12 protein-coding genes are annotated in these 16,367 nt (G+C 48.2%); 6 read left to right on the top strand and 6 right to left on the bottom strand.

Annotation, left to right across the window (positions count from 1 at the left end):
- Positions 1 to 295, top strand: a 295-nt coding sequence (locus tag B147_RS32600) for a carboxypeptidase-like regulatory domain-containing protein (protein ID WP_211216970.1), incomplete at its 5' end; no start/stop codon positions are given.
- A gap of 21 nt (positions 296 to 316) precedes the next feature.
- On the opposite strand, the gene B147_RS0126770 is transcribed toward B147_RS32600, so the two are convergent.
- From B147_RS0126770 to B147_RS0126760, 3 genes are read right to left on the bottom strand one after another with little or no spacing between them, the layout of a single operon-like run.
- On the bottom strand, positions 317 to 1,237 hold the full coding sequence (locus tag B147_RS0126770) for a sensor domain-containing diguanylate cyclase (RefSeq protein ID WP_245569108.1): 921 nt from the start codon (positions 1,235 to 1,237) through the stop codon (positions 317 to 319).
- A 5-nt stretch (positions 1,238 to 1,242) separates the two neighbouring features.
- Positions 1,243 to 1,857 carry a hypothetical protein gene (locus B147_RS0126765; protein ID WP_020590274.1) on the bottom strand — a complete coding sequence of 205 codons (615 nt, stop codon included), beginning with the start codon at positions 1,855 to 1,857 and terminating at the stop codon, positions 1,243 to 1,245.
- A 17-nt stretch (positions 1,858 to 1,874) separates the two neighbouring features.
- A complete protein-coding gene (locus tag B147_RS0126760; RefSeq protein ID WP_020590273.1) occupies positions 1,875 to 2,231 on the bottom strand; it encodes a response regulator in 357 nt (118 codons plus the stop codon).
- Between the two features lie 75 nt (positions 2,232 to 2,306).
- On the opposite strand from B147_RS0126760, the gene B147_RS0126755 reads away from it, so the two are divergent.
- From B147_RS0126755 to nadB, 4 genes are all read left to right on the top strand, one after another.
- Entirely contained in the window at positions 2,307 to 2,522 is a 216-nt protein-coding gene (locus B147_RS0126755) for a hypothetical protein (RefSeq protein ID WP_020590272.1), read from the top strand.
- A gap of 42 nt (positions 2,523 to 2,564) precedes the next feature.
- Positions 2,565 to 3,098, top strand: a complete 534-nt coding sequence (locus tag B147_RS0126750) for a hypothetical protein (RefSeq protein WP_020590271.1) — start codon at positions 2,565 to 2,567, stop codon at positions 3,096 to 3,098.
- A 417-nt stretch (positions 3,099 to 3,515) separates the two neighbouring features.
- Complete coding sequence (locus tag B147_RS0126745; RefSeq protein WP_020590270.1) at positions 3,516 to 4,127, top strand: TIGR04211 family SH3 domain-containing protein; 612 nt, start codon at positions 3,516 to 3,518, stop codon at positions 4,125 to 4,127.
- Between the two features lie 53 nt (positions 4,128 to 4,180).
- Positions 4,181 to 5,797 (top strand): L-aspartate oxidase, encoded by a 1,617-nt coding sequence (gene nadB, locus B147_RS0126740; protein ID WP_020590269.1) that lies wholly within the window; start codon positions 4,181 to 4,183, stop codon positions 5,795 to 5,797.
- Positions 5,798 to 5,880: 83 nt separating this feature from the next.
- Here nadB and B147_RS0126735 read toward each other — a convergent pair whose 3' ends face one another.
- On the bottom strand, positions 5,881 to 6,369 hold the full coding sequence (locus tag B147_RS0126735; RefSeq protein WP_020590268.1) for a GNAT family N-acetyltransferase: 489 nt from the start codon (positions 6,367 to 6,369) through the stop codon (positions 5,881 to 5,883).
- A gap of 402 nt (positions 6,370 to 6,771) precedes the next feature.
- Between B147_RS0126735 and B147_RS0126730 the strand changes: the two genes are divergently transcribed.
- Complete coding sequence (locus B147_RS0126730; RefSeq protein ID WP_020590267.1) at positions 6,772 to 8,010, top strand: NupC/NupG family nucleoside CNT transporter; 1,239 nt, start codon at positions 6,772 to 6,774, stop codon at positions 8,008 to 8,010.
- Between the two features lie 172 nt (positions 8,011 to 8,182).
- Here B147_RS0126730 and B147_RS0126725 read toward each other — a convergent pair whose 3' ends face one another.
- Positions 8,183 to 11,749, bottom strand: coding sequence for an SDR family NAD(P)-dependent oxidoreductase (locus B147_RS0126725; protein WP_020590266.1), 3,567 nt, complete (start codon positions 11,747 to 11,749; stop codon positions 8,183 to 8,185).
- An 11-nt stretch (positions 11,750 to 11,760) separates the two neighbouring features.
- Positions 11,761 to 15,843 carry a type I polyketide synthase gene (locus B147_RS0126720; RefSeq protein WP_020590265.1) on the bottom strand — a complete coding sequence of 1,361 codons (4,083 nt, stop codon included), beginning with the start codon at positions 15,841 to 15,843 and terminating at the stop codon, positions 11,761 to 11,763.
- Positions 15,844 to 16,367: the final 524 nt, after the last annotated feature.

The raw sequence follows: 16,367 nt of genomic DNA, 5'->3' as shown, positions 1-16,367 counted from the left end.
TTATAAGAAAGTCTGGGTAAGTTACTCAGATCTTTCAAGCTTTGTTGTGGGCCGAAGTCTTGGTGTAGATAGACCAAGGACGGCCCGTGGCCGTTATATATCAATATTCTCATTAGACTATGTTATTCCACGTTCGGATTGCTACTACAAAGGGAATTTCGTTTTCTTTGGCGTACCAGATGGTGAATTCGATCTAACTATCCGTGCACAAGGCTACAAACCCTTTGTAAAAAAGTGCATTGTCAAGACGGGCAAAAAATTAGATCCAATGATTGTTGAGCTATCACTGGAATAACGGCTAAATTTTTAGCAAAGATTAAGGCGATAGGATAAATTTCTGGTTGTCCAGGTATGCGGCCACCCTATTTTTTCCGTTGTGTTTGGCATAATATAAAGCTTCATCCGCCTGGCGCACCAGATTTGCTTGCTGGTTATCCTTGGAATATTCAGCCACACCGAAACTACACTGCTGGGGGCCTGCCTCTCCAAAATTGTGGGCAGCCACAATACGCCTGAGTTTGTCTGCCACGGCAATCGTATTTTCTAACGTGGCTTGGGGTAGCAGAATACAAAATTCTTCTCCTCCCCATCTGGCAAAGACATCGCTTTCCCTGATGTTTTGGGAGCAAATGGTTGCTATCTGCTTGAGAACATAATCCCCCACCAAATGTCCAAACGTATCATTCACTGATTTGAAATTATCAATATCTAATATAATCATGGAAAAAGCATAGTCGTGACGGTTTGCTTTTTTTATTTCTATAGCCAAAAGTTTATTAAACATTGTTTTGTTGTAGCATTGGGTAAGACCGTCGATTCGAGCCTGTTTTTCCTCCAGCTTGAGTTGAGTCTCAATAACCGCATTTGCTTCCAGTAACTGGGTTGCATCATATATCAGGACGGCAACCTGAGTGTCATCCAGGGGCGTGATTACGGAATCCTGGCGCATGAAACGAAAAATGGATTTTGTAATTTTGTTCAGTTTAATCGGAATAACGTATTTTTCCACGGATGCGTTCATGAAGGACGGGGTTTTTAGAGTAAATGCAATACGGATTTTCCGCTTTAGGATGGAAAATGAAGTATCTGGAAATAATTTTGGCAAGCGTTGTCTATGGGCTTTTTCCTGACTAATCCCTGTATGTACGGACAGCCATCTGTTCCAGAACAGTATATTCAAGTCTTTATCGGTAATGATAACCCCATTTTCCAGGGCATCAAGAATGTCAGTTTTCACAAAGCTCACGTATTCTCCTCTATGAATGCGTACAAGCTTTTTTCCAACCAGACAAACATTTCATCATCGAACAGGATGAACAGATGACCGGTGATCTGCTCCTCCTCGAACTCCAGGACCGTGGAGATAATAAGCACTTTACTGTAGCCGGCTTTTTCCCGGCCCATAAGCAGCTGGTTGTTCAATTCGATACTGGGCGGTAAAAACGATACGACCGAATCCAAAAGTTCGGCTAATTTGCCAATGCACGAGGCACCCAGTATATTGGCTATTTCCAAGATGCTCTGCCGGGTTTCTGAATCGTCTTCTTCCTGGTCTGTACATACTTCTTCCAGCAGACAAATCAGGTTCTGTATATTGTAAGCACTTTGCTTATCTATGACGAACAGGATTTCGCCTTCAAAAGTTCCCTTAAACATCTGTGTGGTGATGTAGAGGTCGGGTTCATGGTTTATTTTACCAAGAACTGCGTGTTCCACGTCTCCGACAGAAATGATCTGAATCCCGGGAACTTTCAGCTGAGCAAAACTGTCAAACAAATCTGCAATTGCCGCAGTGGCGGACCCGTATGAAATATTGATCAACTCTCCTAATGCTTCTTTGATGTCGCTGTCAATCATTTTTCAGGAAGCCCTTATTAAATAGTGGCCAGGATTTGTGCTATACGATTTTCGTCTATGGGTTTTTCTTCGATACCTTTTGCGCCCAGAGCCAAAATTCGCTCCTTGGCCTTAGCCTGGATATCGGCCGTGATAACATACACCCGGGCCTCCGGGTCGTGGGCACGGATGATTTCAAGGGCTGTGAAACCGTCCATCTCCGGCATGGTCAAATCTAAAAAGGTGATATCGGGTTTTATTTCCTTGTACAATTCCACAGCTTCACGGCCATTCGTTCCCTGGAAAATTTTTGAACTGTTTTTCACATTGTCAGGGATGCGTTTTAAAATCATTGCTCTCGATAATTTCGTATCGTCGACAATTAAAATTTTCATTAGTTCTCCTTAAATGCCAATTCCAATTTTTTTAGATATAGCACAAGTTTCATATTTTTATCCAAAGAAAAGGATATGAAACGAAGAAAATGGGGGGATAGAAATGTGGCAATGGAGAAATGGATTCGCCCATTAAATGGCAGAGTCACCCATTTTTTCGCCATTGTGGGAGATGTGCTTTCAGATATTCTGGGTAAGCGACATAGCATTGGGAGAATTTTTCCGGGAGGTAACGAAAATATCGGTACAGTCAATTTAAATGCTCTTTTAAAGTTTAGAAATTTCTTTTAAAGACCGATATTAAATAGAAACACCAAGCAGGGAGAATGGACGATGATAAATGTGCCAGGCAGTATATATAACGCCACCGGGATTGATGCCTCATTATTTCAATCAAGGAATCGCGTTGGAGAAAATAAATCGGTTTCACAGTATTCAATGCAGACTGAAATAGTACAATTCAGTCTGCAAGTTAGAACCCCTACCCAATACAACCTTGAGACCCAGCATGCGCTTACTCAGTTCAGCAGCCTGGATCAGGATCTTAAATCTTCTTTGATCTATAACGATAAACCTATTTCCGAATTGTCCCCCGAGCAGGCTGACAAGCTTGTCGGGGAAGACGGATATTTTGGCGTGGATCAAACATCCCAACGCATCGCTGATTTTGTCCTAAAAGGTGCCGGCGATGATATAGAGAAATTAAAATCCGGCCGGGAAGGCGTCCTTCAAGGGTTTAAAGACGCGGAAAAAGTCTGGGGAGGCAAACTGCCGGAAATATCATATGAAACCCTGGCAAAAAGCTTAGAAGCTATTGACGAAAAAATTCGAGAGAATGGCAGTTCAGTTGTCGATTTGAGCATTTGAAAATTAGGAACTGCATAGAGCAATGGATTGAAAAAGCACCACGCCTTTACCCTAGCGCGGCCGGGTAAAGGCTTGGCAGATTCCATCACTTCAAATTTATTTCACCGTCAAGCTTCCCAAGCGTGCCGTACATAGACAAGCGCCGCTCCCGGAATAGGCCAGCCAGCCCGTATGTTTTCAATTTCCTTGAAATCAAAAGAAATGACTTTTCCCTGATCCCTGTTGTTATTGTGTCTCAACAAGTTGTTAAATTACCATTTACTTTTGTAACGGAGGGTACCTGGGTGTTGATAAATCGGGTATTCTGTACCCTGTATTCCGGGAGCATAAGGAATTCCCGGGACTGCACGAGGGTTTCCCTTGATAATTGCCCGTTGCAATGGTAATGGTACCTAACTTAACGAAAGAGGATAAAAAATGAGAGCAAAGCATTTGATTCTTACCTGTTTTTTCTTTTTTTCTATGGCAACCTGCGCTTATGCAAAGGATATTTATGTATCCGGGGTAACTAAGATCACCATGCGCACGGGTCCGGGGGTTGACCATAAAATTGTAGCGATGGTTACGTCCGGGGTCAAACTGCAGATTTTGGAATACCGTAAGGATTGGTCCATGGTTAGAAATTCCGCCGGGAAAACCGGCTGGGTGCTGACCCGTTTTCTCACTGAAGAAGTACCTAAAGCCTTAATGGTTGAGCGGTACAAAAAGGAAAACGAGCGCCTGGCTTCAAAGCTTTCCGCAGCAGAAGAAACAGTAAACACTCTGAATACTCAGAACAAGGCCTTAACGGAAATTGCCCAGAAATATAAGCAACTCAAAGATGCTTCCGCAAGTTACCTGAAACTGGAAACCGAACATAAAGCGCTTCTGGTACAGTCCCAGGAGCAGGAAAAGCGCATTCAAAGTCTTGAACGAAGCATCAAAAGTGAGGTGAAACTGGGTCTGCTTTCCGGGGCCGGTGTTTTTATTGTGGGATTGATTTTTGGAATGAGCACCCGCAAAAGAAAAAGAAGTTCTCTGTTATCCTGATTTATCCTTACTATTTTTTAACCCGCTATTTAGCTAATAAGAAGTATTGAGAAATGATTGAAACCGATTTTTTGGTCATTGGCAGCGGTGTCGCCGGTTTAAGCTATGCATTGAAGGTTGCACAGTTTGGTCGGGTGACCATTATCACCAAGAAAAAAATTTATAAGACCAATACGGCACTGGCCCAGGGTGGTGTTGCTGCCGTATTCAGCAAAACAGATTCCTTTAAAAATCATGTGGCGGATACTTTGGCTGCAGGGGACGGGCTTTGTGCTGAAGATGTGGTCAACATGGTAGTGACAAACGGTCCGGAAAGGATTCGGGAACTGGTGGATTTAGGGGCCCACTTCAACCTTGACGGTGACGGCAAATATGATTTTGCCCTGGGCCGGGAGGGCGGACATTCCCAGAACAGAATCATCCATGCCCGGGATCTCACCGGCAAGGAAATTGAAGATGTCCTGGTCTCAAATGTTGAACAGCATGAGAATATAACCATTCTGGAAAACCGTGTGGCTGTCAACCTGATTACCTATTCCACAAGTGTCCGCAGCGGTCTGGTCAGAACCCAGCATGAAAACATTTGCTGCGGGGCCTATGTTTTGGATAATAAGAGTGGAAAAGTGGAGACCGTTGCCGCTAAAGTGACCCTGCTTGCCACAGGTGGCGGTTCAAAGGTTTATCTGTATACCTCAAACCCCGACACGGCCACCGGGGACGGCATTGCCATGGCATACCGGGCCGGAGCCACTGTGGCGAACATGGAGTTTGTCCAGTTCCATCCCACCTGTCTGTTCCACCCCGAGGCCAAGAACTTTTTGATCTCCGAGGCTGTGAGAGGGGAGGGCGCTTATCTCATTGATGAAAAGGGCGAACGGTTCATGGGCAAATACTCACCAGACCTGGAACTTGCCTGCCGGGATGTTGTGGCCCGGGCCATTGACAATGAATTGAAAAAAACCGGTGCAGATTCCGTATTTCTGGATATCACCCACAAGGATTCCGATTTTGTCCGTAAACGGTTTCCCAATATTTATGCCAAATGTTTGGAGTATGGCATTGATATCACCAAGCAGCCCATTCCGGTGGTGCCGGCCGCTCATTATATGTGCGGTGGCGTAGCCACGGATCTTAACGGGCGCACCGACATCCAGTGCCTTTATGCCGTAGGGGAAACCGCATGCACCGGCCTGCATGGGGCCAACCGTCTGGCCTCCAATTCGCTTCTTGAAGCGTTGGTCTATGCCCATAATGCCGCCCAGTCCTCATTAAAAGAGTTTGAACAGGCCGCCAAGAAAGCTACTGTTGATCTGGAGCCCTGGGATGAGACCAATACCCTGGATGGGGATGAAGCCATTATGGTGACCCACAACTGGGATGAGATCCGGCGTATGATGTGGAATTATGTGGGCATTGTCCGTTCGGACAAGCGTCTTCACCGTGCCCAGCGCCGCATTGAAATGATCCAGCATGAGATTGAAGAGTACTATTGGGACTTTAAGATTACGGCGGATCTCATTGAGCTGCGCAACCTTGCCACGGTGGCGGAACTGATCATTAAGTCCGCATTAATGCGCAAGGAGAGCCGCGGGCTGCATTACAATTTGTGGTATCCGGAAAAAGATGATGCCAATTGCTTGACGTCGACCCTGGTTCGAAAAACTTTTTAGGAATGAGTCCGAAATAACCTATCCGGGAGCGCGGACGTTCCGCCCGCGCTCCCGGATAGAGCAAGAAATGGTGATAGACCGGATCAGCCCATGGCTGTTATCTCGACCATTTTTTTATAGATTCCGGGATTAGATCCGGGAATCACCGTGGCGAAGGTGTTTTTCTTGTAAAAATCGATTTGATCTTCACCCACCCATCCTACAACGGCATATCCGTATTCATTATCCCACATGTCACTTAAGCAAGAAAAAAGAAGTTGGGTGCCAATGCCCTTTTTCCTTGCTTCCGGTTTAATACCAATGGGCCCAAAGAATCCTTTTGCTGTTGCATCGTAACAAGCGAATCCGATGATTTTTTGTTCTTTTACACCAATAAAACAAGAAACCGGCGCGTTTGAAAAACTTCTTTCACACTCATTTGCCCAGCTTTCACTAAATTCCTTTCGCACAAATTCAATTACTTTGCTTTTGTCACCGGATAGAGGCCGGACAATTTTAAAGTCACAATCAAAATGTTCCTTTGGATACTGCTCAAACTGCAACTCATACAATTTTATCAATAAATCCGGCATGATTGCCTTCCCTTTTTAATTTGACTGTATTGGAGATTAAACATTCCCTGCCCAAAAAACGCAACCGTCGATTTAATCAATTAAGAAACAAGCATGATATATAAGTCAAGCCTTTATGGAATCCGGCCACGATATTTATCTTTAAAAGAAAAACTTGAACAATGGCAGATACCATGTTCATATAACAGCCATGGGCTGACCTGACATATCAACTGCCAGGCATAGCCCACAACAAAGCTTGAAAGATCTGAGTAACTTACACAGACTTTCTTATAAACAGCCATGGGCCGTCCTTGGTCTATCTACACCTATGCTTCGGCCCACAACAAAGATAGAAAGAATCCAGTTACTTGCTGGAGATTTTCATATGAAGATTTTTAAATCTGTTGCCAAGGAGTTGATATGTTTCAATGTATTCTAGGGCTGTTTGCCTTTTTAGGTGTTGCTGTTTTACTCAGCGAGAATAAAGAAAAGATCTCTGTCCGGCTGATTGTTTCAGCAATCGCATTGCAACTTGTTCTTGGCGTCGTGACACTGAAATTTGCGTGGATACGCCAGGGCTTTTTTTATTTAAACGGGTTGGTGACAGCGCTTTCAAAGGCAACCGGAGAGGGTACGGCCATGGTGTTCGGATACATTGGCGGCGGCACACTTCCGTTCAAGGAATCCTATCCCGGGGCGTCGTTTATCCTTGCGTTTCAATCCTTGCCTTTGATTTTGGTGATGAGCGCGTTGTCTGCGTTGTTATTTTATTGGAAAATTATCCCTGCAGCGGTGCGTTCTTTCAGTGTAATTCTCAATAAAACACTGGGCACCGGGGGAGCTGAAGGCATAGGGATTTCAGCTAATATTTTTGTGGGCATGGTGGAGGCACCTTTGCTGGTCAAGCCGTATTTATCCGACATGACCCGCAGTGAGTTGTTCACATTAATGACTTGCGGTATGGCCACCATTGCAGGCACGGTTATGGTGCTTTACGCCACAATTCTTAAGCCTGTGATCCCCGGTATTTTAGGTCATATTCTTACCGCCTCTATTATCAGTGCACCGGCTGCCATTTTAATTTCAAAAGTAATGATTCCTGAAACCCAGGATGTGACGGAAGGCAAGCTGTCCACGCCAACGGTTTATAAAAGCGTCATGGATGCCGTTACCAAGGGCACTGTGTCCGGCATTGATCTTATGATCAATATTGTGGCCATGATCATCGTTCTTGTGGCTATGGTGAGCCTGGTCAACATGACACTTGGACTGATGCCGCTGTTCAACGGGGAGCCGTTCTCGTTGCAGCGGATTTTAGGCTGGATCATGGCACCTGCAACATGGCTGATGGGCATTCCCTGGTCCGAAGCCCCTACCACCGGGGCTTTGATGGGTACCAAAACAATTCTTAACGAATTCATCGCATACCTTGATTTGACCCGCATTCCAGCCGGAGAAATCAGTGAACGCAGCCGCATCATCATTTCATATGCCATGTGCGGTTTTGCCAATCCCGGCAGCATGGGTATTATGATCGGCGGCATGGGCGGAATGGTGCCGGAAAGAAGGGATGAAATCGTAGCCTTGGGGTTACGTTCCATCGTTGCCGGCACTTTGGCTACATGTATGACCGGCACCGTAGCCGGGATGTTTCTATAGTGTTTGAACGGTTCAAATCTGCCTTAGAGTTGTTTTTTCAGGATATAATCATATAACCAAGAATCGCCGGTGTGATGAATTTAAGGCAAAAGGCCCATAACCTTCCGACTTTGAAATCACTGGTCAGGTTGACGCGTTCCTTAAACTGGATATAAATTCCACCACAATCCTGTCAGGACGGATTAGATATTTTTTTGATTTTTTTCAAATCCGCTGCGATGCTTATGGCTTGCAGAGAAAAACAAAAATTTTTCATTTCATATATGCAGATTCCATCCACACTCAGAGTGCCGTCAGCCGTTGCTCTGCAACCCGTCTCATCCATGGTGCACGCACTTATGTGGGCCTGGACAACAATGTTTACGTTCGAGCGGATGATCTGTCCCCGGTATGTCCATTCATGTTCATGGTTTTCCGCAATTGCAGGGGCAAATTGTTCCGGGTTAAGATCGAATTTTTTGACCATGAAAAATCTGATCAACTGGAGGAATGACTCTACGCCTAAAGACCCCGGGCAGACCGGGTCCTGATAAAAATGGGCATGGAAGAACCATTCATCAGGGTCCACTTGTTTTTCACCCTGGATCAGCCCCTGGCCGTGCACTCCTGCTTTGAAATCAAGGAACGTAATTTTGTCTATCATTCTCAATGCTTTTCCCGGCATCCCCGTATTGGGGGCAATATTTTTGTCTTCCGGGGTCAAGGGGGCATGATCTTCAAATATAGTTACAGACTGTTGAGTATTGTTTTCAAGGGGCGAGAACGCCTGGGGTTCCCTGATTCCCACCTGTTTGGATAACGCATCAGCCGTAAAGAATCCGAAATTGGTAGTCCCTGTGTAAACAGATTCTCCCCTGTTCTGCACATCCATATCAAAGTTTTGGATGATCATGCCACCGGCCTTGGACACGTCGGTCATTCTGACTCGTATTTTGACTGACCCGGACGCCCGGGTCAGGTTTTTGACCAGTTTGGCTTTTCCCCCAAGATTTCTGAAATGGAGGCGTTCCTCGCTGATCAGGGCGGCACCTCCATAGGCGGCAAGCCATCCACAGGGTTGAAGGGCCACTTCAAGAAGGATACAAAACGGCATGGTGTCGCTATGATTGGCTGTAAAATACCAGGCATTTTTATCAATTTTGTACGTGGTTTCTATCCACCCGCCGGGTGCGGTTTGCCAGGCCGGGTGGTCTGCTTTTATCACCGCGTCCATGAAAAAGTAGGGTGGTCTTGGCAGCCTTGCAATTTCACGTTCTTCATCGAAAACTTTATAAGGCTCTCCAAATGCTTCGGATGGATTTCCCTGGGCAAAGGCTAAAATTTTGTCCCGGTCAAACAGCGGGGGAGATTTAAATTTATCAAGCAACCCCGGATCCATGACGGCTTCAAACCCCATCATACTTGCGATGACTGTGTCGTTTTCATCAAGGAATGTGAAATATCCTTTTATTTTATGCCGGTCCTGGTGGTTGACCGTAAATATAATCCGAACCTTATGCCCGCTTTGTCTGGGAAAATCGTGAAAAAGCCGCAAATTGGCAAAGCTTGCAGGCAGGCATACCTGTCCGCAATTATGGAAGGCCCATAAAATTGCCGCCTGGAAGGCCGCATCCAACACCATGGGGTCCATGGCCCATTGCCGTGCATGGGGGGCTTTATACCAGGTGCTGATGTCCGGTGCTGTGGTGGTCATCACCTCAATTCCCTTGGGCGACACCCCGCCGATGTCGGAAATGCACTGGAGTTCACCTTCATGGAAAAGGATGGTGTCATAGGCCTGGTCCATACGGATGTCCCAGGGGGCAAGGTCCATGGATGCTGATTTGGGTAAAACCGGTGGTTGCGGCAGTGTATCTGCCAATATCACCTGGGCTCTGGCATGCTGGATGGATAGTTCGTTTTTTCCTGAAGAGATAATACGACCGGATGTAATTTGTTGATGATCTATGGTCGTACACTTTCCAATGTCCACCTGAACAGTTATTTGGCCATCGCCGGGTACAATTCCTTTGAGCAGTTGTACCTGTTCCATGCCGGCGAATTGAAGGCCCGGATTGTTCTTTTCCGCACCGCAGGCCAGCAGATCCACCATTAGGGCCAGGGGGACAACCGGTGCATTGTCAATTTTATGCGCTTCAATGATGCAACTGTCCTGGCTGCTGAAGGTCTGGGTCAGCACTTTATTCATCACAGCAGAGGGTTCCGGTAAGTCTGAGGGTATGGTGCCCCCCACAACGACCTCAACGCAGGCCCCATCGGTATTGCCCATTTCCGCCACCATCTGCCGGGCGCCCGCCTGGATGGGGATCAGCTCAATCCGGCGTTTTTCAAATTCCCGTTTCAAGGCGTCTGTGACCATGCCGCCGTCCCATGGCCCCCAATTGATGGCGATTGCCCTGCAATGGGGAAGGGTGGATTGTTTGGCCTGGGCGATTTTATTGAGCACTTCGTTAGCCATGGCGTAGTCGCATTGGCCGGTATTTCCGAATCTTGCCGCCACCGATGAAAACATCACCAGATACTTGAGTTTATCTTGATCCATGGATGAAAGAAGCGCAAAAAGCCCGTTGATTTTGGTTTCAAACACAGTTTTGAATTGGCCGGGTGTTTTTTCGCAGATCAATTTATCTTCAAGGACGCCGGCCCCATGGATCAAGGCCGTTACCGGACCTAACTGTCGGGTTACCTGTTCCATGGTCGCGCTGACAAGGTCTTTATCCCGGATGTCCACGCAGTAGTAGACAACGTCATTGCCCCATTTTTGTATCCGTGCCAGATTGGCTTTAATGTCGCGGTTTGAGGCAAAATGGCGATATTCAGCCTCCACCCGGGCAGGCGTGGGTTTTTCTTTTTCAAAGGCATTGGCAAAAATGGCTTTTTTCATCTGGGCGGGGGTATCCATTCCTTTAAGCCATGCTGGTTCCTCAAAGGGCGGTTTAGATCTGCCCAAAAGCGCTATTTTAGACCCGCATTGCTTGGCAAGGGCGATGGCACAGGCTGCCGTAACCCCCCTGGCACCGCCGGAAATCATCACAACATCGGATTGGTCCAGGCCGATTGCCAAAGGTTCGCCCACAGGTTTGGATATAAGTTCGGGAATGTAACAGTGCTCACCGTCAAGCCCCATCTCTACAGCTCCACGGGTCATCATCATGGCAACGGCAGCTTCGGCGTTCTCTTTTACGGCTTTGGGGTCAAACGGCAGATCAAGAGCCCGGCAAAGAACCGGTTTCCATTCAAGGGCGGCTGTTTTGGCAAGGCCTGCCATTCCGCCGTACACAGGACTGATTTGTGGTTCAAAATTTTTAAACCCGAACCCACCGCCAAGAAAACTGACGCAGGCCATGAAGCTGCCGCCTGCCTTGGCACTTGCTGTGAGATATGGCCCGTTTTTTGATGCCATGCTGAACGCCGTTAAAAGAAACCGGCCGGCCAACGCGTCGTCCATAGGTTGGGAAAATGTGTCCGGTATAAGGACAAGCCCTGCTGCATCGGGCAGATCCGGAATGTTTTCCGGGGTGGCATCGATAATCTGTGCGGCAAGCTTAAGTTTTTGAAATTCTTTTGCAAATGCCTTGGCAACGCCTTCACTATCCCTTGTCAGGTAAATGGTTTTACCTGCAGGAATGTGAATTTTTGCTCCGTTGTAAAAACGGACCTGATGGGCAGGAAACGCCGTGAGCGCGATCTCCTGCCTGCCAAGTACTTTTAATTCTGTTTCTTCGGCCTGTTCGGCCAAGTCCGGGTCGCTTATGTGGTCATGCGAAGTTTTTTTTTAGGGGTTTCTTTGGAAACCGTTGTTTGTTCAGGCGTTAAGTAGTTTATGATGTCGGCTATGGTCTTCAAACTGCCCATGTCATCCGGAGATAATGCCCTGGAGTCCGGTTGCTCTTGTTCAAGCCGTGACAAAATTTCAACCCGTTTTATGGAGTCAATACCAAGATCCGATTCCAGATTCATTCCAGGTTCAAGCATCTCCCGGGGGAACCCTGTTAATTCACTGATGATGTTGACCAGAATACCGAGGGTACCATCTTGGGATTGGGCCGGCGGGTTGTTTTTCGGCTCGTTTTGTTCCTTGGCAATGGGTGCTGGGGTGTGTTCCGGTGCCGGGGATGCGCTCTGGTCTGTTTCAACAGCCGTACAGATATCTCCAAGGGTTTTGACCGATCCCAGGCGCTGGGCTGATAGATCTTCACTATCGGGAAATGCTTTTTCAAGCTCTGAAATGATCTCAACCTTTTTAATGGAATCAACGCCAAGGTCTGATTCAATATCCATTTCAGGTTCCAACATCTCCACCGGGAATCCTGTTAAGCGACTGACAATTTCAAACAGGACATTTTTAACTGCCGGGGCCGGGGCTGCAGCAGCCGGGGCAGGCATCGCAAGGGCTGATGGTTGGGGCGGCTGGGTCTTGGAGCGCGTCGGCGTTGATGCGGTCTGCTGAACTGGTGGCGTTGGAACCGGTTCTGGTATTTGGGGCTGATACGCAGGCACGGCCTGTGCCGGAGCCGGGGGCTGTTGCATTACAGGGGCGGCCGGGACCGGGACAGACATCTGTCCACGGGTTTGTGACATCAGCGCTGCCAAGGCCTGGCTGGCTTGGGTCTGGGTTTCCAGAAACTTTTCATGGGCCCGGGCCGTCTGGGCCTGGAGCTGTTGCATGGCATTGAGCCCCTGGATAAGGATATCCGGGTTTGCCGGAACCTGATTTGCAGTCACATGTTGGGGTGAATTTGACGTTGGCCGGACTTGAAAATCGTTAAATTCAGGGTGTGGAAAAGATGTCATGGTATGTCCTTGTGTGGTGGATGTCTGTTGGGTTGAACCCGTTGTATACACAGATGAATCCGGTACAATGTGTTTGTTTTTATGGGCTTGGGATGCCTGGTTCTGTGACGGCTGGCCAGGGGCGTCAATGGGTGCCTCTTTAGTCTGAACCATTTCGGGCTGGGGTGTTTCAGGTTCTGCGGGTTTTGAATTGGCCCCGTTGATCATGATAACAAGTTTTTTAGACTCAGGCGGCGCCATATCTTCTTCCCAGGCAGAAAGATCCACTGTATGACCTGAGGCTGCAAGGGCGCACAATCCCATGCCTAAATCCCGGATACCTGAATTTTTTCCGGCTGATTTATCAAGGGCAATGGTCTGTACATCCTTGTCTTTTAAAATGGAGTTAATCAGACCGCACAGAACAGACTTGGGTCCGATCTCCACAAAGGTGTCAACGCCGTGGTCGTGCATTTGTTTGATATTACCGATAAAATCCACCGGATACATCAACTGCTGCCCCAATAGCTCCTGGGCCTGGGCGGAATCTTCAGGGTAGGGTGATCCGGTGGTATTGGATAATACCTTAATTGGTGTCGGCGTGATGGCGGCTTTCCTGGTCAACGCATTGAACGGGGTTGCGGCATCTGATACCAGGCGGCTGTGAAACGCCGCGGCCACCGGCAGTTTGATCGCCCGCATTTTGCGTTTTTTGCAAAGTTTTTCAGCCTTGAGGATGTGCTGGGTCTCCCCGGATAATACGCCCTGTAACGGGCTGTTTTTATTGGCCAGGACAAGGTCAAGCTTTTCCTCTTTAAGGAGGGCTTCGATCTTTTCAATGGGGGCCTGGATGGCGAGCATGCTGCCGGGATCTCCTGCACTCCGGCCGGCCTTGGCCATGAAATTGCCCCGGGCAGCCGACAATTCAAGACAGGTTTGTGCATCAATCCAGCCGGCAGCATAGAGTGCGCACAACTCTCCGTAACTGTGGCCGCAGGTCATTTCAGGGGCTACCTTGAACCGGGAAAGAATGCTCAGCATGGACAAGGAGACCGCTCCAATGGCTGGTTGGGCGATGCGGGTCTGGCGCAGGGCTGCCTCGGCCGACTTTTTATCCATGGCATATTCCGGCGGCGGATACATATAGGCGGACAGCAGTCCATCATCTCCTGCATCCGTGTTACCGACACAGGCCTGGGCCATATCCAGCACGTCAAGGCTTTCGGGAAAAACAGACATAATCTGACCGCCCATCCCTGTGTACTGACTGCCCTGGCCCGGGAATACAAACCCAAGCTTGCCTGAGGCCGCGCCTTTGCCGAAAAATATCGGCGGGTTGGCCGGTTGATCCCCATTGATCACACGCTTCGCCTGGTCCATCCGTTCAAAAACATCATCCTGGTCAGACAGCAAAATCAATAACCGCATTTTATGTTTGGATAAAAATGCTTTTCTGGATTGGGCAGCCTGCCAGGCAATGGCCTGGGAAACGGCAGCCTTGTCTCTGCTGTCATAGGATTTTATGGTGTCACGTATGCTGTCAAGCTTTCCAATAATATCTTTTTGGGTCTTGCCTGAAAGCGCCAGGATTTGGGTTGTACCGTCCCATGAGATATCTGCTTTTTGGGGTGCGTACTCTTCAAGCACCGCATGAAAGTTTGACCCGCCGAACCCAAAGGCGGAGACGCCGGAACGCCGCAAAGAACTCACTGTGCCGTTACCGATCCAGGGCCTTGAGACCTGGTTGAGATAGAACGGGGAGTTGTGTATGTCCAGGTCAGGGTCAGGCGTTTGGGCCTTGAGTGTGGGGGGGATGACCTTGTGGTGCAACGCCAGGGCTGCCTTAATAATGCCCGCAGCGCCTGCTGCCGCCTTAGTGTGTCCGATCATGGATTTCACGGAACCTATGGCTGTGGATTCGGTGGTGTTGTCTTTGAAAAATTGTTTCAGTGCCGTGAATTCAACCTTGTCTCCCACCCGGGTTCCTGTGCCGTGGGCTTCAATCAGCCCCACGGATTCAGGCAGAACACCTGCATTGGTATAGGCGTTTTTCAGCGCCTTGATTTGTCCTTTGGCCTCCGGGGCATATACGGCCGAGGTGCGTCCGTCACTGGAGGTGCCCATGCCTTTTATGACCGCATAAATCCGGTCCTGGTCACGTTGGGCGTCTTCAAGGCGCTTGAGCACCAGCAGGCCGACACCTTCGCCAAGCACGGTACCGTCGGCATTTTCTGAAAAGGGCCGGGCGTCACTGCTGTGAGACAATACACCGGTTTTGGCAAAACACATGTGCATGAATATGTCATTGAGGGTATCCACCCCGCCGGTGATGGACATATCGCACTGTCCGGTTTCCAGCTCCATCATGGCGGTATGAATGGCGGACAGGGAGCTTGCACATGCCGCATCACACACCGTGTTGGTGCCGGACAGGTCCAGACGGTTGGCGATTCTTCCGGCCACCACATTGCCCAGAAGGCCTGGAAATGAATTTTCCTGCCAGCCGATATAGGAATCGCTGATCTGTTTTAATACCCGTTCCTTTTTATCAGGGGCGATGCCGGCCGCATCCAGAGCGTTTTTCCAGAACGGATGTCCCAGTCTTGCGCCCAGGGGGATCACAAGTTCCTGTGTGCCGGTTACCCCGAGAATGACATTTACCCGTTTTTCTTTGAGATGACTATGACCCACAGGGTAGCCTGCATCGGCAAGCGCCATGCGAACCACTTCCAGGCCGAGAAGCTGGGAGGTGTCCGTGGCGTCAATATTTTTGGGGGGCATACCATAGGTTAGGGGGTCAAAGGCAATGTCCGGTAAAAAACCACCTCTGCTGCAATAGACATGGTCAGGACAGTCAGGGTTTTCATTAAAATAATCTTTCAGACGCCAGTGTGAGTCTTCAGGTACTTGTGTGATGGCATCAATGCCGTTGAATACCAATTTCCAGAATTCTTTGAGGTTTCTGGATTCAGGAAAAATACAGCCCATGCCGATGATGGCAATGGGCGTTTTAGGAGAATCAGGCGTCTGTTTTTGGGCTGCGGCTTTGGGTGTTGTCATATATGAAAAATAGTTATGGTTGCTGGTTTAAAATAATTTTACAGCATCTATATATATGGCAAAGGGGCTCGGATCATCCACCGGCAATGATATTGACAAAAGTTTTACATAGGTTATGTTGACCGGCGGCATCAAAGAGAGTAACAGCGGGGGCCTGGTTTCCCGGAAATTGGCCCGGCTTGGGATTAACACCCTGGTTTTGGAGGATAAACCCGATGACGGTGCGACTGATAAGAACTTGCTTTCTACCAACCAAATATTCAGCGCTGACGCATCAAAATTTATTATCAATGATATCAGGGGGGCGGAGCGACATCTAAAATTATTTTGTCGCAAAATTATAATAGACACTCTGCAGGTCTTTTGATAATGTAACGTGGATGTGTGTGAGTTCACCCACCAATCGAAACGTTACATTTGAGGAGAAAACGCTGTGATAAGCCAGTGTGGTCGGCAGATTAAAAACGCAGAACTTGAACAGATTCGCGAGACGGTAAAGACATTTTCGAATTTAAGTCAGAAGG

The organism is Desulfobacter curvatus DSM 3379, from assembly GCF_000373985.1.
Taxonomy (GTDB): Bacteria; Desulfobacterota; Desulfobacteria; order Desulfobacterales; family Desulfobacteraceae; genus Desulfobacter; species Desulfobacter curvatus.
The sequence above is the reverse complement of the archived record's forward strand: the minus strand, read 5'-3'. Positions and strand labels throughout refer to the sequence as shown.

Coding starts and splice junctions, on each gene's coding strand:
- B147_RS0126755 (WP_020590272.1), top strand. CDS start 2,307: ATGAAACGAAGAAAATGGGGGGATAGAAATGTGGCAATGGAGAAATGG.
- B147_RS0126750 (WP_020590271.1), top strand. CDS start 2,565: ATGATAAATGTGCCAGGCAGTATATATAACGCCACCGGGATTGATGCC.
- B147_RS0126765 (WP_020590274.1), bottom strand. CDS start 1,857: ATGATTGACAGCGACATCAAAGAAGCATTAGGAGAGTTGATCAATATT.
- B147_RS0126720 (WP_020590265.1), bottom strand. CDS start 15,843: ATGACAACACCCAAAGCCGCAGCCCAAAAACAGACGCCTGATTCTCCT.
- B147_RS0126735 (WP_020590268.1), bottom strand. CDS start 6,369: ATGCCGGATTTATTGATAAAATTGTATGAGTTGCAGTTTGAGCAGTAT.
- B147_RS0126760 (WP_020590273.1), bottom strand. CDS start 2,231: ATGAAAATTTTAATTGTCGACGATACGAAATTATCGAGAGCAATGATT.
- B147_RS0126730 (WP_020590267.1), top strand. CDS start 6,772: ATGTTTCAATGTATTCTAGGGCTGTTTGCCTTTTTAGGTGTTGCTGTT.
- B147_RS0126745 (WP_020590270.1), top strand. CDS start 3,516: ATGAGAGCAAAGCATTTGATTCTTACCTGTTTTTTCTTTTTTTCTATG.
- nadB (WP_020590269.1), top strand. CDS start 4,181: ATGATTGAAACCGATTTTTTGGTCATTGGCAGCGGTGTCGCCGGTTTA.